The organism is uncultured Paraglaciecola sp., assembly GCF_943787955.1.
In the GTDB taxonomy this organism is placed as follows: Bacteria; Pseudomonadota; Gammaproteobacteria; order Enterobacterales; family Alteromonadaceae; genus Paraglaciecola.
Window position 1 is genome coordinate 41,030 of sequence record NZ_CALSOK010000014.1, and the last position, 25,543, is coordinate 66,572.

At 41.0% G+C, this 25,543-nt stretch carries 21 protein-coding genes and 2 pseudogenes; 10 read left to right on the forward strand and 13 right to left on the reverse strand.

What is annotated here, in order from left to right:
• Window positions 1–17 precede the first annotated feature (17 nt).
• Window positions 18–557: an RNA 2',3'-cyclic phosphodiesterase gene (gene thpR, locus Q0Y52_RS13785; RefSeq protein WP_297822481.1), complete on the reverse strand. Its 540-nt coding sequence runs from the start codon at window positions 555–557 to the stop codon at window positions 18–20.
• Between the two features lie 77 nt (window positions 558–634).
• On the opposite strand from thpR, the gene hrpB reads away from it, so the two are divergent.
• Together hrpB and mrcB are read left to right on the forward strand one after the other, a co-directional pair.
• Window positions 635–3,130: an ATP-dependent helicase HrpB gene (gene hrpB, locus Q0Y52_RS13790; protein WP_297822483.1), complete on the forward strand. Its 2,496-nt coding sequence runs from the start codon at window positions 635–637 to the stop codon at window positions 3,128–3,130.
• Entirely contained in the window at window positions 3,127–5,496 is a 2,370-nt protein-coding gene (gene mrcB / locus Q0Y52_RS13795; RefSeq protein WP_297822485.1) for a penicillin-binding protein 1B, read from the forward strand. Before hrpB ends, mrcB begins: the two co-directional genes overlap by 4 nt.
• Here the strand turns inward: mrcB and Q0Y52_RS13800 are convergent.
• Window positions 5,493–6,296, reverse strand: coding sequence for a hypothetical protein (locus Q0Y52_RS13800; RefSeq protein WP_297822487.1), 804 nt, complete (start codon window positions 6,294–6,296; stop codon window positions 5,493–5,495). The two genes, mrcB and Q0Y52_RS13800, sit on opposite strands and share 4 nt — an antisense overlap.
• Before the next feature lie 207 nt (window positions 6,297–6,503).
• Complete coding sequence (locus Q0Y52_RS13805; RefSeq protein ID WP_297822489.1) at window positions 6,504–6,665, reverse strand: hypothetical protein; 162 nt, start codon at window positions 6,663–6,665, stop codon at window positions 6,504–6,506.
• 400 nt (window positions 6,666–7,065) lie between these two features.
• Here Q0Y52_RS13805 and glnK point away from each other — a divergent pair, with 400 nt between their 5' ends.
• The 4 genes from glnK (at window position 7,066) to Q0Y52_RS13825 (ending at window position 11,711) form a co-directional block, all read left to right on the forward strand.
• A complete protein-coding gene (glnK, locus tag Q0Y52_RS13810; RefSeq protein ID WP_007622553.1) occupies window positions 7,066–7,404 on the forward strand; it encodes a P-II family nitrogen regulator in 339 nt (112 codons plus the stop codon).
• A gap of 17 nt (window positions 7,405–7,421) precedes the next feature.
• Complete coding sequence (locus Q0Y52_RS13815; RefSeq protein WP_297822491.1) at window positions 7,422–8,669, forward strand: ammonium transporter; 1,248 nt, start codon at window positions 7,422–7,424, stop codon at window positions 8,667–8,669.
• A 419-nt stretch (window positions 8,670–9,088) separates the two neighbouring features.
• The gene (ggt, locus tag Q0Y52_RS13820; RefSeq protein ID WP_297822493.1) at window positions 9,089–10,762 is read left to right on the forward strand and encodes a gamma-glutamyltransferase; all 1,674 of its coding nucleotides are present in this window, start codon (window positions 9,089–9,091) and stop codon (window positions 10,760–10,762) included.
• Between the two features lie 25 nt (window positions 10,763–10,787).
• Entirely contained in the window at window positions 10,788–11,711 is a 924-nt protein-coding gene (locus Q0Y52_RS13825) for a Dyp-type peroxidase (protein ID WP_297822495.1), read from the forward strand.
• A 299-nt stretch (window positions 11,712–12,010) separates the two neighbouring features.
• Here the strand turns inward: Q0Y52_RS13825 and Q0Y52_RS13830 are convergent, their stop codons facing one another.
• Window positions 12,011–12,205, reverse strand: a complete 195-nt coding sequence (locus Q0Y52_RS13830) for a transposase (RefSeq protein ID WP_297822497.1) — start codon at window positions 12,203–12,205, stop codon at window positions 12,011–12,013.
• 598 nt (window positions 12,206–12,803) lie between these two features.
• On the opposite strand from Q0Y52_RS13830, the gene Q0Y52_RS13835 reads away from it, so the two are divergent.
• Window positions 12,804–13,598, forward strand: a complete 795-nt coding sequence (locus tag Q0Y52_RS13835; RefSeq protein WP_297822499.1) for a hypothetical protein — start codon at window positions 12,804–12,806, stop codon at window positions 13,596–13,598.
• 560 nt (window positions 13,599–14,158) lie between these two features.
• Here Q0Y52_RS13835 and Q0Y52_RS13840 read toward each other — a convergent pair.
• From Q0Y52_RS13840 to Q0Y52_RS13860, 5 genes and pseudogenes are all read right to left on the reverse strand, one after another.
• Window positions 14,159–15,655: pseudogene (locus Q0Y52_RS13840) on the reverse strand (IS66 family transposase).
• An 85-nt stretch (window positions 15,656–15,740) separates the two neighbouring features.
• Window positions 15,741–16,091, reverse strand: coding sequence for an IS66 family insertion sequence element accessory protein TnpB (gene tnpB, locus Q0Y52_RS13845; RefSeq protein ID WP_297819525.1), 351 nt, complete (start codon window positions 16,089–16,091; stop codon window positions 15,741–15,743).
• Window positions 16,088–16,384 (reverse strand): hypothetical protein, encoded by a 297-nt coding sequence (locus tag Q0Y52_RS13850; protein WP_297819528.1) that lies wholly within the window; start codon window positions 16,382–16,384, stop codon window positions 16,088–16,090. The genes tnpB and Q0Y52_RS13850 overlap by 4 nt, the downstream gene beginning before the upstream one ends.
• A 330-nt stretch (window positions 16,385–16,714) precedes the next feature.
• The gene (locus tag Q0Y52_RS13855) at window positions 16,715–17,398 is read right to left on the reverse strand and encodes a hypothetical protein (protein WP_297822501.1); all 684 of its coding nucleotides are present in this window, start codon (window positions 17,396–17,398) and stop codon (window positions 16,715–16,717) included.
• A gap of 363 nt (window positions 17,399–17,761) precedes the next feature.
• Window positions 17,762–17,905 carry a hypothetical protein gene (locus Q0Y52_RS13860; RefSeq protein ID WP_297822503.1) on the reverse strand — a complete coding sequence of 48 codons (144 nt, stop codon included), beginning with the start codon at window positions 17,903–17,905 and terminating at the stop codon, window positions 17,762–17,764.
• Between the two features lie 684 nt (window positions 17,906–18,589).
• Here Q0Y52_RS13860 and Q0Y52_RS13865 point away from each other — a divergent pair.
• A complete protein-coding gene (locus Q0Y52_RS13865) occupies window positions 18,590–19,534 on the forward strand; it encodes a putative nucleotide-diphospho-sugar transferase (RefSeq protein WP_297822505.1) in 945 nt (314 codons plus the stop codon).
• A gap of 310 nt (window positions 19,535–19,844) precedes the next feature.
• Here the strand turns inward: Q0Y52_RS13865 and Q0Y52_RS13870 are convergent, their stop codons facing one another.
• The gene (locus Q0Y52_RS13870) at window positions 19,845–20,498 is read right to left on the reverse strand and encodes a hypothetical protein (protein WP_297822507.1); all 654 of its coding nucleotides are present in this window, start codon (window positions 20,496–20,498) and stop codon (window positions 19,845–19,847) included.
• Between the two features lie 637 nt (window positions 20,499–21,135).
• Here Q0Y52_RS13870 and Q0Y52_RS13875 point away from each other — a divergent pair.
• Together Q0Y52_RS13875 and Q0Y52_RS13880 are read left to right on the forward strand one after the other, a co-directional pair.
• On the forward strand, window positions 21,136–21,270 hold the full coding sequence (locus Q0Y52_RS13875) for a hypothetical protein (RefSeq protein WP_297822509.1): 135 nt from the start codon (window positions 21,136–21,138) through the stop codon (window positions 21,268–21,270).
• Between the two features lie 350 nt (window positions 21,271–21,620).
• Window positions 21,621–21,802, forward strand: a pseudogene (locus Q0Y52_RS13880) (hypothetical protein); the annotation flags it as partial.
• A gap of 122 nt (window positions 21,803–21,924) precedes the next feature.
• Here the strand turns inward: Q0Y52_RS13880 and Q0Y52_RS13885 are convergent.
• Genes Q0Y52_RS13885 through Q0Y52_RS13895 form a run of 3 tightly spaced genes read right to left on the reverse strand, consistent with a single transcriptional unit; the run spans window position 21,925 to window position 25,422 of the window.
• The gene (locus tag Q0Y52_RS13885) at window positions 21,925–23,019 is read right to left on the reverse strand and encodes an adenylate/guanylate cyclase domain-containing protein (RefSeq protein WP_297822512.1); all 1,095 of its coding nucleotides are present in this window, start codon (window positions 23,017–23,019) and stop codon (window positions 21,925–21,927) included.
• Window positions 23,020–23,064: 45 nt separating this feature from the next.
• Window positions 23,065–24,360 (reverse strand): glutamate-1-semialdehyde 2,1-aminomutase, encoded by a 1,296-nt coding sequence (gene hemL, locus Q0Y52_RS13890; RefSeq protein ID WP_297822514.1) that lies wholly within the window; start codon window positions 24,358–24,360, stop codon window positions 23,065–23,067.
• 24 nt (window positions 24,361–24,384) lie between these two features.
• Window positions 24,385–25,422 (reverse strand): aspartate carbamoyltransferase, encoded by a 1,038-nt coding sequence (locus Q0Y52_RS13895; protein ID WP_297822516.1) that lies wholly within the window; start codon window positions 25,420–25,422, stop codon window positions 24,385–24,387.
• Window positions 25,423–25,543 lie beyond the last annotated feature (121 nt).

Sequence of the window (25,543 nt, forward strand, 5' to 3'; positions counted from 1 at the left end):
CAAATAAGTGTTCAAACTCAGACTGCTTTAAAAGCAAATAGTCTGGCCAATGGCCAAGTCTGCCGAATATGATAAGACACCCCTTTTTTACCTAAAACCGACTCGTATAAATGAAATTCTGCGTTATGCCAAGAAAAGGTAGGTGAAATTAACGCTGCTGGTGGGTTTACCGAACACTTTCTGGCAAGAGTAAGATGTGCAATGTAATCTTGTTTAGGAAGTTGCAAGCCAACTGAGTGAGATATTTGATACAGAATTTTCGCAAGTTGTCGATGGGTATTTTGAGTATTTTTGCATCCTAACCAAAGAGCTTTGGGTTTGGACCAATAACCTATTTGGTTAAGTGAAACATCAAATGCGTGTATTTGATCAATCTGATTAACGGACTCACATAAGGCATCGAGCTGTTTAGGCGAAATTTTCCCTAAAAAAGCTAAGGTGACATGAAAATTGGCTGCCGGTACCGGTGCATCAAAGTGAGGAAATACTTTATTTCGCCAACCCTCTATCGCCAACTTAGTTTTGATGTCGGGTGATAAACCAAAAAATGCGCGCATACTGTCAGCCCTGATGTTTGTTATCATCTTGGTTAGATACTTTACTCACACCTTTATTTAAACAAAAGAGATTTCATTTGTTACCTGTTGAACATATTTTACCCGCGCTACATAGACAATTGATTGGCGGTGATGCCATTGTTGTGGCGCCGCCCGGTGCGGGGAAGTCGACCTGTTTACCTTTGTCTTTGCTCAAATTAGATGTGTTTAAAGATAAAAAGATTATCCTGTTACAGCCAAGGCGTATTGCTGTTAGGACGATTGCCTCATATTTAGCGAGTCAATTAGGTGAATCGGTTGGTCACACCATAGGTTATCGTATTAGAGGTGAAGTAAAAGTATCGGCTAATACCCGATTAGAGATCGTCACAGAGGGTATTCTAACCCGCATGTTACAGAATCAGCCAGACTTACCTGATGTGGGTCTAGTGATTTTTGATGAGTTTCATGAACGCAGCGTGCATGCCGATTTTTCATTGGCCCTGTGTATTGAAGTGCAACAAGCGCTTAGGGAAGATTTACGTTTATTAGTGATGTCGGCTACGCTTGATGTCACAGCACTAGGCGAGTTATTGCCTGCAGCCAAATTATTAGAGTCTAGTGGAAAAAGTTACCCTGTAGACATCATTTATCATCCCGACAATTCAAGTTTACATTTATTTGAAAAAGTCAGTCGTTTGGTTATCTACGTTTTTCCTAAACACCAGCATGATTGTTTAGTTTTTTTGCCCGGTGCTGCCGACATTAACAAAGCTGCACAGCGTTTGAGCCAACACTTTTTAAGTACAGGTGAAGATGAGGTTGAGGTTGTGAAGTTGTTCTCAGAATTATCGAAGAATGAGCAGCAACAAGCTTTATTGCCCAACCCCGCAGGAAAACGAAAAATTGTCTTAGCGACAAATATCGCTGAAACCAGCTTAACCATCGAGGGTATTGAAGTTGTCATTGATAGCGGTATTGAGAAAAAAGCAATTTTCCAATTAAATCGTGGTGTTACGCACCTACAAAGCCAAAATATATCACAAGCATCTGCCACACAACGGGCTGGAAGGGCTGGGCGTTTGACTGCAGGCACTTGTTACCGACTATGGAGTAAAGAGCAACATAGCAGGTTAGCTCAACAAATTACGCCTGAGATCATGCATAGTGACATGAGCAGCTTTATTTTAGAAAGTGCCATATGGGGAACGGATGTGTCAGCGCTTGCGTTACAAGATCATCCCAGTGACGCGCAGCTATCCCAAGGTTTTGCACTTTTAAAGCAGCTTGAATTGCTTGATGATAACCATAAACTCACGACTTTAGGCCGTAAAGCTCATGGCTTAGGTTGCCACCCTAGTATCGCCGTTATGTTGATTAAAAGTGCGAGCATGAGCTCAGAACATTTAAGTATGGGATGTGCTATTGCGGCACTTTTAGAAAATAAAGACCCTATGGGCAGAACGGATAACGGTGCAAGCCTTGCCGCTAGGTTACATTTTGTATTACAACAAAGACATCATGTTATCTGGCAAGCAATCCGCCAATGGCATTCGAAATTAGCATGTCGTCTTTTAGTTTGGCCGACCGAAGATACGGCTGTTTTGGTCGGTTACGCTTACCCTCAATGGTTGGCAAAGCAGAGGAAAAATGAACGTTATCAGCTGGTGAATGGAAGCGGCGCGGTATTATACCAAGATGACGCTTTAACCGCGCACCCTTGGTTAGCGATAGCAAATATGCAAACCAGTGATAGACAACAAGACAATGCGCAAATTCGTTATGCGGAGTCTTTAACGCTGTCACAACTTGAGCAACATTTTGAGTACTTGATTGAGAAAAAAGAGCGAGTTGACTGGGATCCTGAAAATCAAAGAATAGTCTCAGAAATGCAAAAGATTTTGGGTAAAATCATTATTCACAAACAACCCATAAAACGTCCCTCTGAGCAGCATATTCTGTCTATTTGGCGAGATGTTATTCATGCCAAAGGCATGGCAGACATGCCTTTCAATGATGAAGCTCAGCAACTTATCTATCGTGTACAATTGGCAGCAAGTTTTGCTGGGGTCCCATCATCTTCGGCGTTTCAGGCATTACCAGATTTTACGGTAGCTGGTTTGCTCAATTCAATTGACCGCTGGCTGATACCCTACCTTACGAATATATTAACTTGGCAGCAATTTACGCAATGTCATTTTCTGCAACAACTGCTTAACGAGTTGGACTTCGCACAGCAACAAAACCTGAACAAACAGTTACCAAAACGGATGACTTTACCCAGTGGGAGCAGTGTTCAGTTAACTTACACCTCGAGCAATTGTGTGGTGTTATCGGTGCGTATGACCGAATTATATGGTTTGCAGCGTCACCCAACGGTTGCACAACAACAGGTTCCGATTACTGTTGAGTTACTTTCTCCTGCGGGGCGCCCCATCCAAACGACGCAAGATTTACCCAGGTTTTGGCAAGGAAGTTATAAAGAGGTACAAAAAGAAATGAAAGGTCGTTATCCTCGTCATTTCTGGCCAGATGACCCAGCAAATGCTCAAGCAACAACGCGCACCAAAAAAAAGATGAACAGTAAACCATGAGTAAAATCCCCTCAGGCAAAGCTAGAGCTGCAGCAGTGAAAGCCAAGTCAACGAACATTGTATCGAAGGTTTCGATATGGAAACGACTTAACCCTTTTAGTTGGCTTTGGCGTCATTGGGGTAAGTTACTGTCTATTTTTATACTAGTGATGGCAGCTTACACACTGTATCTCGATGCAACAATTAGTCAGAAATTTGCCGGTAATAAATGGCAGGTGCCAGCACAAATATATGCACGACCCATGTATTTAAGTCTAAAACAAGAAATAAGTATTAAAGAGATTGAAGAGGAATTGCAACTATTGGGTTACAGAAGGGTGACCCGTGCCTATAGTTCAGGCGAATACCAAGTATTGACGAACAAAATTCGTATCCAGCGTCGTAAATTTGATTTCTCCCATGGCATAGAAGATTTACGATATATTGAAATTAGTCTTAAAAAAGCGCGTATCAGTCAAATACAAGACCTTAATAGTCGTCAAAGTATCAATAATATTTACCTTGAACCATGGCTCGTCACTCGCTTGGTCAGCAGCGGTCGGGAAGACCGTATGTTAGTAAAAATCAACGATGTTCCGCCTATTTTGACTCAGGCGTTAGTCGCTGTGGAAGATAAGGAATTTTATCAGCACTTTGGTGTGGCGCCACTTTCTATCTTACGGGCTCTCATGGCCAATATTTCTGCAGGGCGCACTGTACAAGGTGGCAGTACATTGACCCAGCAGCTGATTAAAAATCTATTTCTAACTCGCGAAAAATCTTTAGTGCGTAAAGCTAAAGAAGCCATGATGGCGCTGATCATAGAATTCAGATATAGCAAAGACGTGATCCTCGAGGCTTATCTAAACGAAGTGTTTTTAGGGCAAAATGGTGATACCGGTGTGTATGGATTTGGTTTAGCCAGTTATTTTTATTACGACCGCCCTTTGAATGAACTGAGCATTGACGAAATGGCTACATTGGTTGGTATTATCAAAGGCCCTTCATATTACAACCCCCGTAAGCATAATGAGCGAGCATTAGAAAGGCGCAATATAGTGCTGCGCTCTATGTTTGAAAGTAACCAATTGTCACCCAATGAATATCAAGATTTAGTGAAGTTACCCATTAAATTAGCCACAGGTGCGAGCCTGAAAAAAGATAAACATCCGGCGTTTATGGATCAAGTACGTCGTGAGCTACGTTTGGTGTTGGATAACCCAGATATTCGTCAGTCAGGTTTAAAAGTGTTTACTACATTGGACTCTAATGCACAGATGAAAGCTGAGCGTGCTGTCTTTGAGGGAGTCGCAGTTCAGGAGAAACGTATAGGCAAGTATGGGTTTGAGGCGGCCATGATAGTGACTGACATTGATTCAGGGGAAATTCGCTCGATTGTGGGCGGGCGCAATGTTGATTATGCCGGTTTTAATAGAGCACTGGATGCGAAGCGTTCTATTGGTTCATTGATAAAACCGGCTATTTACCTTACTGCGCTAGAGCAAGCTGCAGACTATAACTTAGCCACACACTTGACTGATGAGCCCATTAAACTGAAAAGTGCTTATGGCAAAATGTGGGAGCCACAGAATTCAGATAAAAAATTCCGAGGTCAAGTACCGTTATTGACCGCGTTGAGTCGGTCTCTAAACGTGCCAACTGTGACGTTAGGCATGAACTTAGGCTTAGGCAATATTGCTGATACTATCTGGCGTTTAGGAGTAGAAGAGGAGCTTGATTTGTATCCTGCTCTTACTTTGGGAGCGGTAAATTTTTCTCCGTTACAAGTGAACCAAATGTATCAAACCATCGCCAATAATGGGCGTTACATTCCGCTGCACTCAATTACTGCCATTATGTCTGCAGATAATAAATTATTGTGGAAATTTGATGTTGCCGAAGAGCAACGAGTAGATGAGCAGGCGACTTACTTGCTGAATTATGCACTACACAAAGTAACGCTGAAAGGCACAGCAAAAGATATTCGAGTAAAATTTCCAGATATCAATATGGCGGGTAAAACCGGTACTACAGATGATTATCGCGATAGTTGGTTTAGTGGTTTTGACAAAAACATTCTTGTGACCAGTTGGATTGGCAAAGATAATAACCAACCCGTTAACTTAAGTGGTGCTAGTGGCGCTATGCAGCTATTTATTGATTATCAGCAACAACAAGAACCCAAGTCACTGGTGAGGCGCTTTCCTGATGGTTTGAGTATTGCTCATTTTGATAACGAGACAGGTCACTTAAGCAAAGCAGGGTGTGCCGATACTTTCAGTGTGCCTGCCATCACTTTAGCATTGCCCCCCGTGCCTATTACATGCTTTAGCGAACCTTCTGTGCCAGATAAGCCCAAAAGTTTGTGGGAGAAGATTTTTGGTTAAGGTTGTTTTTTAATCACAACCGATTGTGGCCTTTTTTGATATTGTTGCAGGTTTTGATCGGGTAAAAGAGATGTTTTGTTGATTCTATCTTGGATGAAACTATTAATGGGTGGAGGTATTGAACAGTTAATTTGTCCCCCTAAAATACCTAATAACACTGCCGCTGTTTGTTTGCTGGCACTACTACAATCTGCGCGCACCTTTAAGTCGTCTCTTAGTTTTTCATCTTCGGTCATAAAAGTATTTTTGACTTCATCATCTATTACCGGTGAATTTTTGTGTTGCTGATAATACCGAGATGCCTGTTTAGCCACTCTATTTCTTTGCTGCTGCTGAAAACTATTTAGGTGACGTCTTGCCATGCTTGTTGCAGGAGCGAGTGCTTCTGAACTTGGTATTGGGTTCACACTTTGTTCACTGGGCATAATTTCATTCACTTCATCATTTACTGCTGCTTCTTCCTCTTGTATCTTTTCCTCGCGCATGGGTGGTAATCCTTGTGGTGGAATGACCTGTACCTCGGGTTCTGAAATAGGGGCAATTTGATTATCTGGTGGGGTTTCAGCAACGCCAGGCTTTTCTTCTAACTCGTCAGGTGGAGGTATGTCCTCTTTTACCTCCTCAACAGGTATTTCTGGCATGATGGGAGGCATATCAAATATTAAGGTTGCTTGAATCACCTCTTGCCTTTTTAGCGGCAAGTCTGGTGCTGTAGGAAACATAACCGACCGGGCAACCACATACATGACAATCAGGTGCAAAATGACTGATATAAATAGAAATTTATTTTTTTTAAACACTGCCGTTTGCGCATGTCCTTGATGAATGTTTCGGATTTAGTAGAGTACCCTTTTAGGGATTAGTTCAAAACAGCAATGATGTCTATACCCAGTTTAATGACGGGCTTGGCTAGCTACAAAGCAGTCTTTTTAAGGCGTTGCGTTTAGCGTCAGTAACCAATATATCGGGCTGACTATCAAGAAAGTATACCTTTAGTACCTTTTTCATCACATCATGTCGTTCTTATTGATAGCCGTTACTGTGGTTATTTTCTTAGATTTCCCGAACTCATCTTCGTAAGCATAGTCATTGCGAACACATTTTCTGTTATCAGCAATACGCCAGAAATGTTGGTGTAGTCGATAAAGATTTTTATATTGGTTGTTCACATCCTAGCAGTTTTTGCTTTAGAACATATAGATTGAGTCTAAGGCATAAAAATCGCCCTCGATAGTGATGCAAGCCACGTTTTATATAATAGATATGTCGTATTACATTTTCTTATTACCCATAGAGCTAATCGGTCAAGGATAAACCAGAATAAAGTGTTTCGCACTGACACCTCTATTTCAATCCGATATTTTATACGGATGAATGGGTGAATTTGAAAATCGCGCACCAACTTGATCCCATTTTTACGTGCTGCACCAAAAAAGCGCAATATAATGTGGCAAATAGGCGTCTTAACTAATTAACATGTTGATTTTATTGCTAAAAATAAATGGCATAGGTTTTGTTGCATCTTTACTAAACACTTTAAACACATGTCAATAAACTGGGAGCTACACCATGAAATTAGTTACTGCGATCATTAAGCCTTTCAAGCTTGATGACGTGCGAGAAGCAATCTCCGAAATCGGAATAGATGGTTTGACCGTTACCGAAGTGAAAGGCTTTGGACGTCAAAAAGGGCACACTGAGTTATATCGTGGTGCGGAGTATCAAGTGGACTTTCTACCGAAAGTGAAACTTGAAGTCGCCGTACAAGACGATCATGTCGAACGTTTAGTTGAAGCCATCGTTGGCGCAGCTAAAACTGGCAAGATTGGCGATGGTAAAGTATTCGTGTATGACTTAGAGCATGCCGTTCGTATTCGTACTGGCGAAACCGATGGCGAAGCCATTTAGATTTTAGGAGAACAACCGTGGAAATTACTTTTGAATTGGGCTATGCCCTAGATACTTTTTACTTTTTGATATGTGGCGCGCTGGTTATGTGGATGGCCGCTGGTTTTACTATGCTCGAAGCAGGTTTAGTTCGTGCTAAAAACACTACAGAAATTTTGACTAAGAATGTCGCCTTGTATGCGATTTCTTGCATTATGTTTATGGTGTGTGGTTATTGGGTTATGTATGGTGGACCTGAAGGCTTACATGCAGCTACGCCGTTCCTTGATGGAATTTTAGGAGACGGAGTTGCTGAGCATGAAGATACATACTCACCTGCTTCAGACTTCTTTTTCCAAGTTGTGTTTGTTGCTACAGCAATGTCTATTGTATCTGGTGCCGTTGCTGAGCGAATGAAACTTTGGGCGTTCTTGACTTTTGCTGTGGTAATGACTGGTTTCATTTACCCTATGGAAGGATCTTGGACGTGGGGTGGTGCATCTGTATTTGGTATGTATACACTAGGCGATCTTGGTTTCTCAGACTTTGCCGGTTCCGGTATTGTACATATGGCCGGTGCGGCTGCTGCTTTGGCTGGCGTTTTATTGCTAGGTGCACGTAAAGGAAAATATACTGCCGACGGTAAAGTTAACGCTATACCAGGCGCGAACCTTCCATTAGCTACAGTGGGTATGTTCATTTTATGGATGGGTTGGTTTGGTTTTAACGGTGGTTCAGTACTCGCCTTAGCAAGTGTTGAAAGCGCCAATGCCGTTGCAGTGGTTTTCTTGAATACTAATGCTGCCGCTGCTGGTGGTTTGGTTACCGCTCTTATCCTTGCTCGCATCTTATTTAAGAAAGCTGACTTGACCATGGCGTTAAATGGCGCATTGGCTGGGCTAGTGGCGATTACAGCCGAACCTTCTACTCCTACTCCGTTACAAGCTACATTGTTTGGTGCCTTGGGTGGTGTATTAGTGGTGTTTAGCATCCTTGCCTTAGACAAGCTTAAAATTGATGATCCAGTGGGCGCTATCTCTGTTCACGGCGTGGTTGGCTTATTAGGCTTATTACTTGTGCCTATCACTAACGATGCTTCTACATTTAGTGGTCAGTTGATTGGTGCGGCTACTATCTTTGTTTGGGTGTTTGGAGCCAGCTTCATTGCCTGGGCAATCATCAAAGCAGTGATTGGAATTCGTGTAAGTGATGAAGAAGAGTTCGAAGGCGTAGACATGAGTGAATGTGGTCTTGAAGCTTATCCTGACTTCACTGTTCGTTCTTAATCATTGTTCATTAAAAATGATAGAAGGTTTAACTGAGTGGTAACACATATGTTTAGTTAACCTTTGATAAGAACAGTATTAGCCCCGCATTCGCGGGGCTTTTTTATGGAAGAATACGTTGTCTTGCACTATCTTTATCACAGCGTCATTTACCCTATTTAAAGTCATCAATCTCCACTTAATATGGGTCTTTTACTTTGGCCCAAACAATCAACAATCAACAAGCATGCAAGCTATGAAAACGATCATAGTAGTCAGTATCTATACCTTCAACGCGCAGTGTATTATTAGTTTGATTATCCAATGTCATTGATTAATTAAGTTTGTATAGTTTAAGTCAGTGCATTGCACTGTAAAATCAGAGTATCCTAATAACATTGTTAATTTTTAATCTGTGGCCAATGAAAATATCTATATTAATGAGTCTATTAACCCTGGCTTTAGGTAGCTCTCATAGTGTTGCTTATGACCGAATAACAGGCGAACCTTTTGCCTCTCGCTCTGAAGTGATAGCCCAAGACGCTATGGTAGCGACAAGTCAGCCATTAGCGACTCAAGTAGGTTTGGATATTTTAAGGCAGGGCGGGAATGCCATAGATGCAGCTATTGCAGCCAATGCTATGTTAGGACTTGTTGAGCCAACGGGTAGTGGTATAGGTGGTGATTTGTTTGCCATTGTGTGGGATGCTAAAACTCAAAAATTATATGGACTCAATGCCTCGGGTCGTTCACCCAAGTCGCTTACTTTAGAGCATTTTAAGTTACAAGGTCTCGACAATATTCCTGCCTATGGACCACTGCCTGTATCTGTTCCCGGTGCGGTGGATGGGTGGTTTGAACTGCATGCTAAGTTTGGCAACTTACCCATGACCAGCATTCTTTCACCTAGTATCGAATATGCAAAAAAGGGTTTCCCAGTAAGTGAGCTGGTGGCTTATTACATGCAGCGCAGTGTGCCTAAGTTGAGCGAATTTGCAGGTTTTAAAGAGACATATATGCCTAATGGCAAAGCCCCAGTTAAAGGACAGATTTTCAAAAATAAAGACTTAGCTGTTACCTATGAAAAAATTGCGGCTGGTGGACGAGATGTTTTTTATAAAGGCGATATTGCGCGCTCGATAGATGCATACATTAAACAGCAAGGTGGTTTCTTAAGTAACGAAGATTTAGCCAGTCATACGTCTGAGTGGGTCGAGCCAGTATCAACCAATTATAAGGGTTATGATGTGTGGGAATTGCCACCAAATGGTCAGGGTATAGCCGCATTGCAAATTTTAAATCTGTTGGAACAGTTTGATGTTGAAGGCATGGGTTTTGGCTCTGAGCAATATATTCATACTTTTGTCGAAGCGAAAAAATTGGCATTTGAAGATAGAGCAAAGTATTACGCGGATCCTGCCTTTAATAACATCCCAGTGGACAGGTTAATCTCTAAAAAGTATGCGCAACAGCGCCGCAAGTTAATTGATAGTAATAAAGTCGCCAAGCGTGTTGATGCGGGGTTAAATGATGGGGACACCATTTACCTCACCACGGCGGATAAAGACGGCAATATGGTATCGTTAATTCAAAGTAACTACCGTGGCATGGGATCGGGTATGACACCCACTGGATTGGGTTTTGGTTTGCAGAACAGAGGCGAGTTGTTTAGTTTAAAAGAAGGTCATTTTAATGTGTATGCGCCGAATAAACGTCCTTTTCATACTATTATCCCCGCTTTTATCACGCGTAATGGCCAGCCTTGGCTTAGTTTTGGTGTAATGGGCGGTGGAACACAACCACAAATGCATGCACAAATTGTGGTGAACTTGATAGATTTTGGGATGAATTTACAAGAAGCGGGGGATGCACCTCGGATGTTACATTCTGGGTCTAGCCAACCGACAGGTGAGTCCATGACAGACGGTGGTTATGTCAGCTTAGAGTCAGGCTTCGATAATAAGGTAAGGAGAGAGCTGACTAAAACGGGTCATATACTCCGTGATGTAGTCGGTGCGTATGGTGGCTATCAAGCTATTATGCGTGATCCAAAAACAGGAGTGTATTACGGTGCATCTGAAAGTCGTAAAGATGGCCAAGCAGCCGGTTATTAACAGTGTTGGATATGATTAAAGTATTATGACTCAAGCCCAAAAAGGTATCTGCGCAGAGCCAAATCTTCACGCACTTTATTTGACATTTACGGTGGTTGACGATGACTCTCAAGCTATACGCGTAAAATTAGCTCGCATTTTAGACTTATTGTCTTATTTTGATGATGAGTATTACGAAGCTATGGTGTCCGGTGTGCTCGCCATAGGTACTAATTATTGGTACGAGTTATATCCAGATATTATTCCTAAAGAACTTGCTCCCTTTCCTGATATCCACTGCGAAGACCGAAATGCCCCGAATTCTCCCGGTGACTTATTTATTCTGATTAAGGCTGACCGTATTGATATTTGTCATGCGATTGGGGTGGAGATTGTTCAATTGTTAAAGCCCCATGTCGATTTATATGAAGAGGTAAGAGGATTTAGATATTTAGATGGTAGAGACTTCACAGGTTTTGTTGACGGTGCTGAGAATCCTAGGGGCATGAAAAAATTCGATGTCGCAATAGTGGGTGCCGATGATCCCGATTTTACTGGCTCAAGCTACCTACATATTCAACGTTATCAGCACAATATGCAAAAGTGGCAGTTGTTACCTATTGCTAAACAACAACAGATTATGGGTCGACAGAAAACCGATAACAGGTTACTAAACAGCGCCGATTTAGTCACAGACTCCTACACAGCCCGTGTTCAAATTACCACCCCAAATAAAAATAACAGCGCATTACTTACACAGAATATGCCTTATGGGGACATGTCTACTCAGGGGATATATTGTGTATCTTGTGCAAATAGCCCGCTACCCTTCATTAAACTGCTTAAAAGCCGAATTTTTGGTGATGATGAGGGTCATTACGACAAATTACTCGACTACACCACAGCCGAAACTGGCGGTGCTTTTTTTGCGCCCTCCGTAACCTTCATAAAAGAACATGCTAAAGACTAATTCATACTCAATTTTTTACATCACTTTTCTGGTAAATGTAGCTTTGGCTCAGTAACAATTGCACTCTGCAGTCTTAAAATGGTGACTATCTATAGACTTTGGAACTGTTACCGTGATTGTTGTATGCAGCGAGATATTGAATATTAATCTGATTCCCGGCTTAGATCATTTATGTGGATTGGTATCAATCCAAATTTCCTTTGTATTATCTAAAACAAGGCTCATAGCAAACCATGATTCTGCTTTATGTAACATGTTAAACCTATGTGGGTGTTGGCTATATTGACGAAATAACATCTTTAATCTCTACCTAAGCTGGCGCATTTCTGTTTACTCTGCGGATTGACTGGCAGGTATTTTTGTCTACTTACCCAGTAATAGAGATACTTATCGGATATATCTAAATGCTTGGAACTATCAGGTGCGGAATGGCTTTTTTCAACAACTTGGCGAGCGGCTTTTTGTTTAAACTCATCGGGGTATTTTTTATTCATAGCACGTTTACATCACCTCGGTTTCTAAGTAATAGATGTCTATAGAGTTAGGGGAAGGTTAAAGAGCTATCCCCACTTACATTTAAAAAAAATGAACGAGTCCGAGAAACCTTACTAGGTAAGAAGTATGAGTTGGGCGTAACGATTTAAACGGGTATTCAACATTTACATCACTGAATGTAAAATATGTGAAAAACACAATGTGAGAATTATCACCCGTATCACCTGGCCCATGGTTATCCAAACAATATTGTCACACTCACATAAACAGGCATCACTTTCACTCATACCACAGTCGCACAACTTAATACCGCCGCAAAGCAGGCCACCGGTGTCTGGCCCAGCACAAAATACTTTCAACTGGAGCGCATAGCGTATCCATAAGGTTAAGCCTTGGTTTTTTCATCCGTCACATGCCATTTGAATAGCATGTTTTACTTCATGATTGTAGCCCAAGTAAAGCCTATTTCATATTGATTAGAGCTGGGATAGCGTTTATTGTTCCAATACTAAATACCCTGATCCATTCGAAGCTCGATGACTCAGATATAATAATCTCCGGTAAATGCGGAGCAACCAGACCTAAAAGGATGAGTACATGAAGAAAATTGCCATACTTGTAATAGCGGCAACGAACCAACCAGTTTACATTCATTACATCAAAACCTATTGGATTGAATTGATAAAATATACCAACGAGGTAAAGCCAAACATTGATGTATTTCTTTTGCTTGAAAACGGCACAGTGACGGATCTTTTCTCAGACATTCCAAATAATGTTATTGAAGATAAAAAGTCTGATTTAGATCGGCTTTGCAATCCACAATTTCAGTCGATCAATGTGCCGGGAATCCTTAGTAAAACAATTTATGCTTTGGAACTGTTACATGATAAATATGATGTTTTTTTCAGAACTAATTTAAGTAGCTTTATCAAAATGTCAAAGTTTGAAAATCATGTTGAGTCAAAAAAGATGATCGGTTACTCCGGCGCAATGGTATGGAATGATGCTTTGAGAGAAAACCTATTGCATTACAATTGGATTGGCCCCGACAAATGCATCAAAACCATTTCTGAATTAGACGAATTTGAGGGAAATACCTTTATTTCAGGTTCAGGTTACTTTCTGAGTTCACAAGAAGCGTTAAGCTTGGTAAAACGTAAACAATCGATACGATACGACCTTCCTGATGACGTTGCAATCGGCTTAATGTTTACGAAATACGAAATACTTAAAAATTTCTCAACCATCATTAAACCAAGCATGCCACTCAATGAAATCATGCGAATTATTCGAACAAGCGACTCTCCTCATATTCGGCTACAACACTTGCCCGTTAGTATTGCCGAAGCAATCTGGCACGAACTGGAAAAGGACCCTGTCTGGAAATAGCTATGGTGGCATTCAATAAGTAACAGTTATTCCCGCAGAGATATTAAAGGTCTGCACTTTAAATGCTGACTTCCTATTAACGCCAAAAACACTCTGGTATTTTGAATAATCTTACTAGAGCCGTCATGAGTTTTAATTAGATCTGTACTTCGGTCTAAAATCTTATGTCGTAAATGAAAAAACCTTGTTTTAACCTCGCTATATCGTAATTGCCAAATTCACTTGGATGTGTTTATCCCAGAAACCCGCAAACAACTCATAATCTGTGGGATAAAGTGTGATGTTTTATATTAGAGTAACTGGGTGATGCCCTTTTTAAATGAGACAAAATCAAAAAAAGTGGTTTGATGCGGCACAATATTATCCGTGGGTTTGTTCTTGTGCCAATCTTAAAAAGCGACTATTCAATTTTTCGTGTGTTAACCCGTTTGTGTAATTCCCCAAGCAAATCAAACATTGAAGTGATTGTTAATAACAATCTCCAGGGTATTTTGTTTTTGCTAAAACATTTTATACAAGCCAATGGGTATAACTACTACGTAAGCTTCCGGTGATCCCACCTAGCGTTTAGCGCAATTCCATGGCAACAGGTGTTCGATAGTGTCATCTGGTTTCAGGCTTGGGATTTCATTTAGCAGATGGTTGAGGTAATCGAATGGCACTAAGCCATTGGATTTAGCAGTTTCGATAATACTATAAAGTGTGGCACTGGCGTTTGCGCCGTTAGCCGTGTTTGAGAATAACCAGTTTTTTCGACCTATCACAAAGGGTTTTATGGCCCGTTCCGCCCGGTTATTGTCGATAGTCAGGTTGCCATCTTCAATGTAACGAATGAGTTTGGACCATTAATTCAGGCTGTAGGCAAGGGCTTTGCCCAGAGCCGTTTTAGGCGGTACCTCTGTGGCGGACTTATCCAGCCAGCCTTTGAATTGCATAAGTAAGGGTAAGGCGTCAGCCTGACGTATTCGGTATTTTTCTTGTGCTGTTTTACCTTTGATTTTTGTTTCTATGCGATACAGTTTTTGGATTTGATTGAGTGCCCAATTGGCTTTGCCGGTTTTGCCTTTCGGTTGTGCGGTTTCTGCCTCAACAAACTTTCTGCGGGCATGGGCCATGCAGGCGACCAGCGTGGCCTGAGTTTGGGCATACCCCTGATAACCATCCACTTGCAAATAGCCTGAATATCCGGCGAGGAAATCCACCGCACACTGACCTCTGCGACTGTTTTGATAGTCGTAGAGCACAATATTGGGAGTGGAGCTGTCGTTGGGCGAGTCTGTGCCACTGCAATACAGCCACATATAACTGGTGGTTTTGGCTTCCCCGATAACTTTTAATGTTGTCTCATCCGCTTGAATGACCGATTGTTGCAGCAGTATTTCCCGCAGTCGCTCATACAGTATTTGCAACGCCAGTTGCGACTTTATCATCCAATCAGCCATGGTCTTGCGACTCAGCTCGATGCCGTATTGTTTGAACAGGCTTTCCTGGCGGTAAAGCGGTAAACCATATTGGTATTTACTGGTAATGATTTGGCTGAGCAAGCTGGGGGTGGCATAACCTTTGGGAATAATGCTGGCTGGCACAGGCGCCTGTTTTATCTGGTTTTGTGTACCGTCTTTTTCGCAGGCTCTGCATGCATACTTTGGCCGTACCGTTTCAATCACTTTGACTTTAGCTGGGATAAATTCCAACTTCTCGCTCTTATCTTCGCCAATCTGATGCAGTTCACCGTTGCAGCAAGCACAGACTTTATCTTCATCGGCAATATCAATGACCACGACTTCACGGGGTAAGTCCTTCGGCAGCGGTTTGCGCTTTGGCTTATTGCGGGTGTATCCAATTGTCTCTTGTACTGGCTCAACGTCAAGCTGCTCTACTTCGGCTTCCACCTCATTAAACAACTCGCCTTGGCCCGGATGACCTTCACTGCTGGCACCAAACTGTTTTTGTTGGGCAAGGCGGAACTGCTCTTCTAGAAATGCTATCTTGGCATCTTTCTCTGCCAATAAGCTTTCCAGCTCAGTAATGCGTTGTTGGTATTGCGTCTCTATCATGTCTGTATTTTATCGAATAACAGACTGATTTAATTGACTTTTTTAGAATAAGCCGTGATCGTTAAATGCTGCTTATGAGCTGTGGTTATAAGCTGACGGCTTGATACGTCAAGGGGCTGTGGCCGATGATGTCATAACCGCCGAGTAACCAATTGAGCTGTTGCTCTGACAGAACTAAACGACTTAGCTGGTCATCTTTGGGCCACTTGAAGCGCTGCTTCTCCAGCCGTTTGTACCACAACGCAAAACCTGTCTTATCCCAGTAAAGGATTTTGAGTTTATCCCGTTTCTTGTTGCTAAAGACAAACAGCGCATCGCTTAAGGGCGACAATTCAAGTTGCTGCTCAACCACCACAACCAAACCGTTAATCGACTTTCGAAAGTCCACAGCCTCAATGTGCATATAGATATCCGACGGCTCAATAAACATCTTCATGCTGCCACTGCCTTGAGCAATTGTGCCAACCACAAGGGCTCGCAATTGAGTGGCAAAGACAATGTAGCGTCACCTATTTGCAGTGACATCATTGTTGTATCAGGACTTGTTTTACTGACCTTGATAAACGGTGATGATAGTTTGCGTTGTTGACGCTTGAGCAATGACTGTTTTCTGGCATGGAAGTATTTATTGTTTAGCGCGTGTTGTTTGCAAAATTGAGCAACCGATATGCCGCTGCTTTCCTGTTGCTCAATGATGACCTGCCATTCTTTAGAACTACGTCTTCCCATATTCGACTCCGATGATTATCAAAGTCGATATTCTGCTCTGCAAGGTTAACTAATGGAACGTGCTAATTACCGGACGCTTACACTACTACTATTAGAAATGGGAATTTGAAGACAATGCTTTAACTAGTTGATGCGTGACTCAGATTTTGGCGATTGCGTTAAGGCCAACGGTATAGCCACATCACGCTGGCTAAGTTGTCAGCGGCCCAGGCGAAAACTTTCCGGGCTAATGAACACAATTTCTTTAAATATGATTACGCCGGAAATGGATTGAAGACACTAGAGTTTAAAATCGAATATCGTTAGCAAAAAAAAGACATATCTTCACCTCTATATAGACATTGGTGAATTTTGATATTTGTAGTTGAAATATTTCTCGACATCCCAGTCAATATTGGCTTGGATGAACTCGAGGTCTTGCTTATCAATTGAGGTTTGTTCTTTTGGCACAAACAGTTCTTGCCGTAACCGCCCGCCTTTGATATATCGTTCTTGGTTGACGAAAGGGTTATTAACTTGCAGAATATTGAATTCATTTGCAATATTTTCTAGTGTGCTCATCCCTTTATATAAAGCTTCATAATTGATAAAAGCAATATTTTTGACACGTTTTCTCAAATTTAACCAATGCTGAATCTTCATCGAACGTAAAACCATTATGTTTTCTGCTTCTTCAATAAAATAGGCCCCATCATCACTTAATGGCCAAATACTATTTACTCTAGTTTGTTCATAGGATACCCAACGTTTTCGAATAAATGTTGAGAAGGGTAACCCTACATGTTTGGGCGCATGATACGGGTTGACAGCCATTGAGCAAAGCCAGTCGAATGGGTTACGCAGAATTACTAAGAAAAGTGTGTCGTCACTATCATCTAAAGATCGCGTACATTCCATATCGGTAGAATTATTTGGTAGAGTTCTTGGATAGTGATCCTTGATGAACCAATGCTTAAATCCAAAGCTATTGGTTATATCTATAGCTGGAATGTTTTTCTGAATCAAACTGGCCAAGTAGTTTGTTCCTGAGTTTCTTTCCCCTAGTATCTGTAAATGCTTAATCAATATAGCTTGCCTATATGTAGTGGAATGGTTATACAAGTGTTAGATAATGGGATTTTATTCACCTTAGCCAATATTACCATGCTACGATTTTAAGAAATACTCTAAATCGCGCCGAAGTAATTTAAATAGGTGGCTTCAAAAGGTAGTTCATACGTATTTCAAACCATCAAATGAATGTTCACGATTACTTTTAACCGGCTGTACATGTTCGTAAAACTTCTTATCTGCAGCATACAGTTTTTCTACCATGTCATGATTTGAGGGTGTAAGTAAATAATCATAATACGGTGTGTTTGCATTAAACTTCGGTAGTTAAACTTGCCCAATAATTGGTCGAATACGCGCAAGCTCTTCATCGATGTTATCGACCATCAACTTATGACCGTGAAGGTAATAGTCTTTCATCGGTCGAAAATAATCATAGTGACGACGCTCAAAATAGCGGCCGCCCTCCATTGCTTGTTCTGCAAACTGCAATTATTGTGCAAAATTTATTATTGTAAACTTAAAGTAAGACTTAAATAGTCTTCATTTATTAAACCCGACTGCAGCATGTTGCGAATTGTTAGGTGATGAAGAGAAATAACCTGGTCATCTCTTTCAATCACACCATACATTTTTTTCGGTGTAGATAGACCTAAAGATGATTCAATGGCATTATCTGCGCATCGGGTATATGGAAGAAGATAAAACTTCGTTAGTGGCATACCGGCATAAACTAATTTCTTTAAACGGATATTTCATTCTTATGATAGTAAACAAATTTTTTCATAGTAACTAATAAAACCTGCCTAGGACCTTGTGCGAAAAAGTCTGGCTATATTGTCAAATTATTGATTACAGCTAAATTCCTTGGCAGTTATAAACAAGCAATGTTCTCACTAATAAGTGTTTAGACGATACATTGAGGTTTATCACACTGTGTAAACTAAAGTTTGATGTTTTGGCTGTGTTACTATTCATCCACACAATAAATTCAGTGCGATAAAGCGGCCATGAAAAGTGCATTTGTACTTCTAACTCACTATGGGTTGTGCTGGTTTAAATTACAAAGGCATCCAATGGAATCAAGTGAATTGACCCTGTGTAGATATACCATGGTAATGAATATTATTTTCTTTTTTAAGGCTTTAAGAAACCATGATTACAGAAAGAAAGGTAAAAGACCTTCATCCAAACCAGATTAGATTCTTCAACATAGAGGATGTAGCTTTTAGGAAAGAAGATGAAAAGGTAAAAATGGCTAAGAGGGTTTCACCATTTTTTGATGCCTTCGAGGCAACTAAACAATCTCGCATGATAGAATTGCGTCTAATTATAGATAAGCTTGATGAAGGGCCCATTACGATCACCACTTTCAATGAGGGCTTTATCCAATTATTTGAGAATTGGGCTGCTTCATGTGATCGTAACAAAATCTCGGTCAGAGATTCGACGATAATATTTCCTATGGATAAACCATCCAATGAAAGGGCTTTGTCTTTAGGCTTTCATACTTGGTATAGAGAAGGTGCCTACGGGCCCATACCCCAAACTGCCGCGAGTAATTATGGTGATAGAACATTTATTCTTTGTATGTTTGCAAAGAATGCCATAGTGGAGGCGATGATGCCATTTGACAGAGATATCCTATTTCAAGATATTGATATGGTGTGGAACAAGGATCCAAGAGCCTTTCTTGAGCGTCAGGCGAGGGAGAAGCAGATTGACTTCCAGTTTATGTACGACGGTTACAATCCTCGGTTTCAACCACTTTATTACAATTCAGGTTTTTTTTATATCAAGGCGAATGACTTCACCAGGACTGTTTGGAAAGTTATATTTAACCATTATGACAAAGTCATATATTATAGAAGTCAGCAGACTCCGATCAATATTATTATGAACACATACCGTGAAAGAGGGCTGGTAACTGCGAGGATGCGGGAAGATCTTTTTGTTAATGGCCATGCTATTCCGAAAGAGGCGCATAAATTGGCACCTGAATTAGCGCAGGCGGCCTATGTTGTTCATTGCAGTTGGACTCAAAATCTTGAGAAGAAAATTGACAAGCTAAAACTCTATAATCTATGGTTTCTTGGCTAGGCAGAGTATAAATAATATACCCCCCGCTTTTCCTAGCAAACTAAAAGTCCGTTTGGTTTTTGAAAGGAAAAAGTCTAATATTGAATAGGTTTCTGCAATATTGGTCAAAATAACACCCCGGTCTGGTCTATTATTTTGACTTAACCTCAAACTAGGCCGATTGCTGCTCTACTGTCGTATACGAAGGGCAAGTTTCATAGTTAGCAAAAACTAAAAACTAAAAACTAAAAATTAGAATAGACCTATTTGCGGTGACCCTCGAAATACGAATTAAAGGCATTTATCATCGCCCATTTTATTGCTAACCCGCTTAAAACCACCGACCTGTGGGCTTCTCAAACAGCCTGCAGGCGGTCTTGTAAAGTTCGATGTCTAACTCATTTACCTCTGTCAGCCAAATCGATGTTTGCTGGTCGAAAAGTTCCTCATCCGTCATTTCTGGTCGTGGCAATTCTGGGTATTTGAACATTGGGACTGGATGGTCAATGCCGAGTTTCTTTTTCAGATATTGTGATGTCTTCAAGTAACTCAATTGTTCGGTTAACAGCACAATGTCGAATTTTAGCAAATTCTCTTTTGCTAGTTCAAGCTCTCTTCGCCCTATTTTATTTTGACGAAATTTCGGGTATCCGATTAGCGCCATAATGTAATAGTTTTCAGTGCACACCCAAACAAAATTGCTATCGTTATTGCAGCGATTTTTAGCCGCCCAGATTGAAAATGGCTTCATTGTGTCAATGGACACATTCTTATCGTGCTGCTCCCATCTGCCTTCAAATCGGTATGAGCTTTTAATACGTTCGATCGGGTCCCGAAGGCATTTTACAGCAAGTTCTTGTGACGTTTTTCTAGATAGTCGCTGGGTATCTATCGTGTACCCCTCGTCAATTTGGATCGGGATTTTGTTTTTTGATGAATACTCAACCAAGTATTTTCTGAGACTAGTTCCACCTGCTTTTCGCATATGCTAGAAGTATACTTCGTGATATTTTTTATTTGAAAGTTTCCAAAACATGGTATTTCTTATCAATAGAGAAAACGACAATTAAATTTATGTATTTGGCTGAAGCATAAGGCCCTGTTTCGCATAAATTCATAATTAAAAACTAAGGGGGCACCCATATTTAATTTAAAGAATCTTCAGGGATGCATATGAATAATATAACTGTGTTTATCGGCAATATAAAGTATAGAGAAGATCTGGTGCCTGAATTTGTTATTAATAGGTTGCAACCAAATTAACAACAAACCAAATGTTGATTAAAATTGTTCTAAATAATCCCCATAAGTTTAAAGGAGTGTAATACGTTTAAGAAAAATTCAAAGGACGTCCAACATAATTTGACTGTTTCATGAACGGTTCTATATTTTAAGTTACGTATCGTTATATAAGTGGCTGTCCCTTGACTCAAAAACATGCGTGTCTGGTGTGTCTGTCGGATACACCTTATTACCACTGCGTATCCCGTTGTGTGTCGTTCATTCTTGTGTGGAGCGGCAGATTCGCGCTGTCGATAGTTATTCCGGTCAGAGTTATGAGCACTGGCTGGAGATGGGTTTAAGAGCGCTTGTTGTAACTGTCATCGATGTATGTGATGGATATGTGTAATTATGCCATGATGAGTAATCACGTACATGTGGTCGTGCACGTTGACGTAAATAAAGCACAAGAGTGGAGTGATAAACAAGTTATTAGCCTATGGCATACCTTATACAAGGGCACCTTGATTACATAAAAGTGTATGCGAGATAAATCCCTCAGTTCGAGTGAGGAAGTGACGTTACAGGATACTATCAAAGAATACCGTTTTTGCTTGATAACAGCATCTGGTTTATGCGTAATCTGAATGGATATATAGCTCGTGAAGTCAACAAAGAAGAGGATTGTAACGGCCGATTTTGTGATGGTCGTTTTAAACCTCAAACATCATTAGATGAAAGTGTGATATTGCCCGTATGGCTTATGAGAACCTAAATCCTATCAGAAAAAGATGGCAAATACTCCCGAGGATTTAATTCAAAGAATTATTAAAACACGAATGTTAGCGGTTAGATATAAACGTCTTCAACCACAGACTCTTATCCCTTTAGTCTACAGGATTATTAAGAGTTGGAAGATAACAGTGCATCCGCGAAGATAGAGGACATATAGAGCATCAACACAGCCCTATTCTTAGGCGCTTAGGCTTAAACGCTGAACAATGGCTTTGTCTCATCACTGAATTTGAAAAAACATTTTGCTATGCCGCTCGACGAAAAATGATGAATAGCTTATAGGCATAAAGGCAAGAACGAATGCATGTTATGGGGCGGTGTAAAAACTGTTAACGGGAGTACCATAGGTTAGGTGAATTTGTGTTTTGATAGTTATTTTGTTGAAGCTGAAATATTTACTCTAAGTATATCGAGCCATCCCAATCTTCAGCTAGTTCAGATTGTTGTAACCTAGCACATTGTTCTAGGTGATGAATGGCGAGGGTATCTCCAGGGTATATATCCAAAGCTTGTTGGAAATGAGTGATGGCTTGTTGCCAATTTTGTTGTTTTCTATAATCCAAGCCTTGTTCAATCAACGTAGCATTGGATAATTTTAATTGTTTTACGTTTGTGTCTTGGTGATCGATGATTTCGTAGACTTCTATTGAGGCTTTTCTGCCTTTGACTCTCACCCAGTCTAATAAACGGTATTCAAATATACCCTTAGCTTCTGCTTGGTGCAAAGTCTGGGCGCTGATGACGATGTCGGAATTGTATTTTGGAGCAAGGGCTTCGAGTCGAAAGGCGATATTCACACTGTCACCTATGACAGTGGTGTCCATACGCTCGTCTGAGCCGACAGTGCCTATAATCACTGGGCCAAAATGGATGCCTATACCAATATTTACTGCTGGATAATCACAATTGGCGCGATGTTGATTATATAAATCTATGGCATAGCGTAAGTCGAGCGCCGCACGGATAGCGTCTTGGGCTTTATCGGTATTAGTGCCTGTTGGATTGTCGAATAAGGCCATGACTGCATCACCAATAAATTTGTCAATAAAGCCATTATTTTTATGAATAGGTTCGTTCATACGCAGGAAATAAGAATTTAAAAAATTCATTAATTCTTGAAGGCTCATTTGTTCAGATAGGCTAGTAAAACCCCGAATATCTGAGAATAAAATCGCCAGTTCATCTTCCTCGGCCCGGCCAAGTTCTAATGTATCAGAGCCGTGTTTGGCTAAGTGATCGACAAATTGCTTAGGCACAAACTTACGAAAGGTTTGGTTTAAACGCATCGCCTCGTCAGCTTTGTCTTTGTATTGTTGTAATGTTGCTTCGCTTGGTGATTGATGCCCACGTTGTTGGGCATTTTCGATACTGGTGGAAGCGCTGACCTTTAAACGCGATATTTTTTTAAGCAGCGCGACTAACACTAGTGTGTAGAGTGCAATAATAGCTAATAAAAATAGCGACAATGGTTGTAATACTTGCTCAAACATTAGGTGTAATTTATCTCTTTAAAATTATCGAGTTATTATTGTTATTTAAATGCAACGGGCTGCAACATTAGCCAAAACTTTATCGGCAATGGTTAATGTTTGTTGCACAATTTCGTCGGTATGTGCTGCGGATACAAAACCGCCTTCGTATGAAGCAGGAGCAAAGTACACGCCATTTTCTAACATACCGTGATAAAAGTGATTAAATTGTTCGATGTTGCAACTAGTGGCTTGTTGATAATTGATGACGCGTTCTACGTCAGTAAAAAACAGCCCAAACATGCTGCCTGCATAGTTAACCGACATGGTAATGCCATGTCGGTTGGCTATTTTCTTAATTCCTTCTGCTAAGGTCTGAGTTGTTTTGGTTAGTTGCTCGTATAAACCTTCTTTTTCAATTTCCCCTAATGCCGCTAAACCTGCGGCCATTGCGACGGGGTTACCCGATAATGTGCCTGCCTGATATACCGGCCCGTCAGGAGATATATGCCTCATGATTTCAGCTTTTCCACCAAATGCGCCCACTGGCATACCACCGCCGATTACTTTACCTAAACATGTCAGATCGGGTTTGATATTGTATTTTTCTTGAGCTCCACCTCTTGCTACACGAAAGCCAGTCATGACTTCATCAAAAATAAGCAATGCACCGTATTGGTCACAAATATCTCTAAGACCTTGTAAAAAACCATCAACAGGGGGAATGCAGTTCATATTGCCAGCTACGGGCTCAACAATGATACAGGCGATATCCTCAGGATGTTGCTCAAATACATGAGCCACAGAGTCGAGATTGTTAAAATTTGCGGTGAGGGTATGTTTAGCATAATCAGCTGGAATACCCGGTGAGCTAGGTACGCCAAAAGTTAATGCACCTGAGCCGGCTTTTACCAGTAATGCATCAGCATGGCCGTGGTAACAACCTTCAAATTTTAGAATTTTATCGCGATTTGTAAACCCGCGCGCCAAACGAATAGCACTCATGGTTGCTTCTGTGCCTGAGTTCACCATACGAAGTACTTCCATAGATGGAACTAACTCATTAACCTTTTCAGCCATAAATACTTCTGCTTCGGTCGGTGCGCCAAAACTTAAACCATTGGCGGCTGCATCAATCACGGCTTGACGAACAACCGGATTGTTATGGCCTAACACCATGGGTCCCCAGGATTGCACGTAATCGATATAACGTTTGCCGTCTACGTCAAAAATATAGGGACCATCAGCCTTGCTGATAAAAGGCGGGGTTCCGCCTACTGCCTTAAAGGCTCTAACTGGGGAATTAACGCCGCCGGGGATGTGTCGTTTGGCGCGGGCGAAAAGGCTTTTTGATTTTTGCATAGTAACTTCTTTAATTAAGTGAATTTATTTACTGATGATCCGGTGATCATTTGGTTGTAAGCTATTTACGTGCCAAAGCACTTCTCGATCAAACTGAGTAACAATATTTTCTACCCCAAGGGTCATTGCAAACAATGCCATACGCACTAAAACGCCATTATCGGTTTGGCGGAAAATGGCAAGATTAGGATTGAGATTTAAATCGTTATCCAGCTCATTTGCCTCTACTCGAGAATCACGAGGTAGGGGGTGCATGATAACTGTCTTAGACTGAAAATGTTTGGTGTAGATCTGTTGATTTAAACGAAATTTTCCTCTGTATTGGTTGGCTTCTTCCTGGGAAGGAAAACGTTCTTCTTGAATACGCGTTTGGTAACAAATATCTGCGTCCACAATGCCTTCAAATTGATCTGTGATTTTGCATTGATGACCTGCGTTCTCGATAGCATCAATAATCGAGGTCGGCATGGCTAATTCTTTAGGCGATATCAAGGTAAAACGAACATTATTAAATAAACATAATAACTTAGACAATGAATGCACGGTTCTACCGTATTTTAAATCGCCAATCATAACGATGTGCATGCCATCGATACTACTACCATGACTGAGTAATTCTTTTTGGATAGTGTACAAGTCTAATAATGCCTGAGTGGGGTGCTCATTAGCACCATCGCCACCATTGATGACAGGTATGCGACTGCCTTCTGCAAATTCTGCCACAGATCCAGAATCGGGGTGACGCATAGCTATGATGTCGGAGTAACCACTTAAAACCCGCGCGGTGTCATATAAAGACTCCCCTTTAGCTAAGGCTGAGTTACTTAGTCCTGTTGTTTCCCGTACTTCGCCACCTAACAAATTAAATGCGGTGCCAAAACTGACTCTTGTTCGGGTACTAGGCTCAAAGAACAAATTGCCTAAGATAGCCCCATCTAATACGGTTGTACGTTTTTTCCGCTTAGCATAGGGCAACATTTGGTGAGCTACATTAAATACTTTTTCAATCGCGTCGCGGTCAAACTGATTGACCGACAGGATATGATTACCTTTAAAATTCATCTACTGCTTAACTTATACAAGCTTATATGTTCTATATTTTACCAAAATTAGTCCACACTCCCTAATACCATTGTCATAAATTTACTATTATGATCATCTTTATAGTGTGCAAAGGGTTTAC

Excerpts from the sequence above, each read along its gene's own strand:
- thpR (WP_297822481.1), bottom strand. The coding sequence starts at position 557 with ATGCGCGCATTTTTTGGTTTATCACCCGACATCAAAACTAAGTTGGCG.
- mrcB (WP_297822485.1), top strand. The coding sequence starts at position 3,127 with ATGAGTAAAATCCCCTCAGGCAAAGCTAGAGCTGCAGCAGTGAAAGCC.
- glnK (WP_007622553.1), top strand. The coding sequence starts at position 7,066 with ATGAAATTAGTTACTGCGATCATTAAGCCTTTCAAGCTTGATGACGTG.
- ggt (WP_297822493.1), top strand. The coding sequence starts at position 9,089 with ATGAGTCTATTAACCCTGGCTTTAGGTAGCTCTCATAGTGTTGCTTAT.
- Q0Y52_RS13825 (WP_297822495.1), top strand. The coding sequence starts at position 10,788 with ATGACTCAAGCCCAAAAAGGTATCTGCGCAGAGCCAAATCTTCACGCA.
- Q0Y52_RS13830 (WP_297822497.1), bottom strand. The coding sequence starts at position 12,205 with ATGAATAAAAAATACCCCGATGAGTTTAAACAAAAAGCCGCTCGCCAA.
- Q0Y52_RS13835 (WP_297822499.1), top strand. The coding sequence starts at position 12,804 with ATGAAGAAAATTGCCATACTTGTAATAGCGGCAACGAACCAACCAGTT.
- tnpB (WP_297819525.1), bottom strand. The coding sequence starts at position 16,091 with ATGAAGATGTTTATTGAGCCGTCGGATATCTATATGCACATTGAGGCT.
- Q0Y52_RS13850 (WP_297819528.1), bottom strand. The coding sequence starts at position 16,384 with ATGGGAAGACGTAGTTCTAAAGAATGGCAGGTCATCATTGAGCAACAG.
- Q0Y52_RS13860 (WP_297822503.1), bottom strand. The coding sequence starts at position 17,905 with ATGGAGGGCGGCCGCTATTTTGAGCGTCGTCACTATGATTATTTTCGA.
- Q0Y52_RS13865 (WP_297822505.1), top strand. The coding sequence starts at position 18,590 with ATGATTACAGAAAGAAAGGTAAAAGACCTTCATCCAAACCAGATTAGA.
- Q0Y52_RS13870 (WP_297822507.1), bottom strand. The coding sequence starts at position 20,498 with ATGCGAAAAGCAGGTGGAACTAGTCTCAGAAAATACTTGGTTGAGTAT.
- Q0Y52_RS13875 (WP_297822509.1), top strand. The coding sequence starts at position 21,136 with ATGTGTAATTATGCCATGATGAGTAATCACGTACATGTGGTCGTGCAC.
- Q0Y52_RS13885 (WP_297822512.1), bottom strand. The coding sequence starts at position 23,019 with ATGTTTGAGCAAGTATTACAACCATTGTCGCTATTTTTATTAGCTATT.
- hemL (WP_297822514.1), bottom strand. The coding sequence starts at position 24,360 with ATGCAAAAATCAAAAAGCCTTTTCGCCCGCGCCAAACGACACATCCCC.
- Q0Y52_RS13895 (WP_297822516.1), bottom strand. The coding sequence starts at position 25,422 with ATGAATTTTAAAGGTAATCATATCCTGTCGGTCAATCAGTTTGACCGC.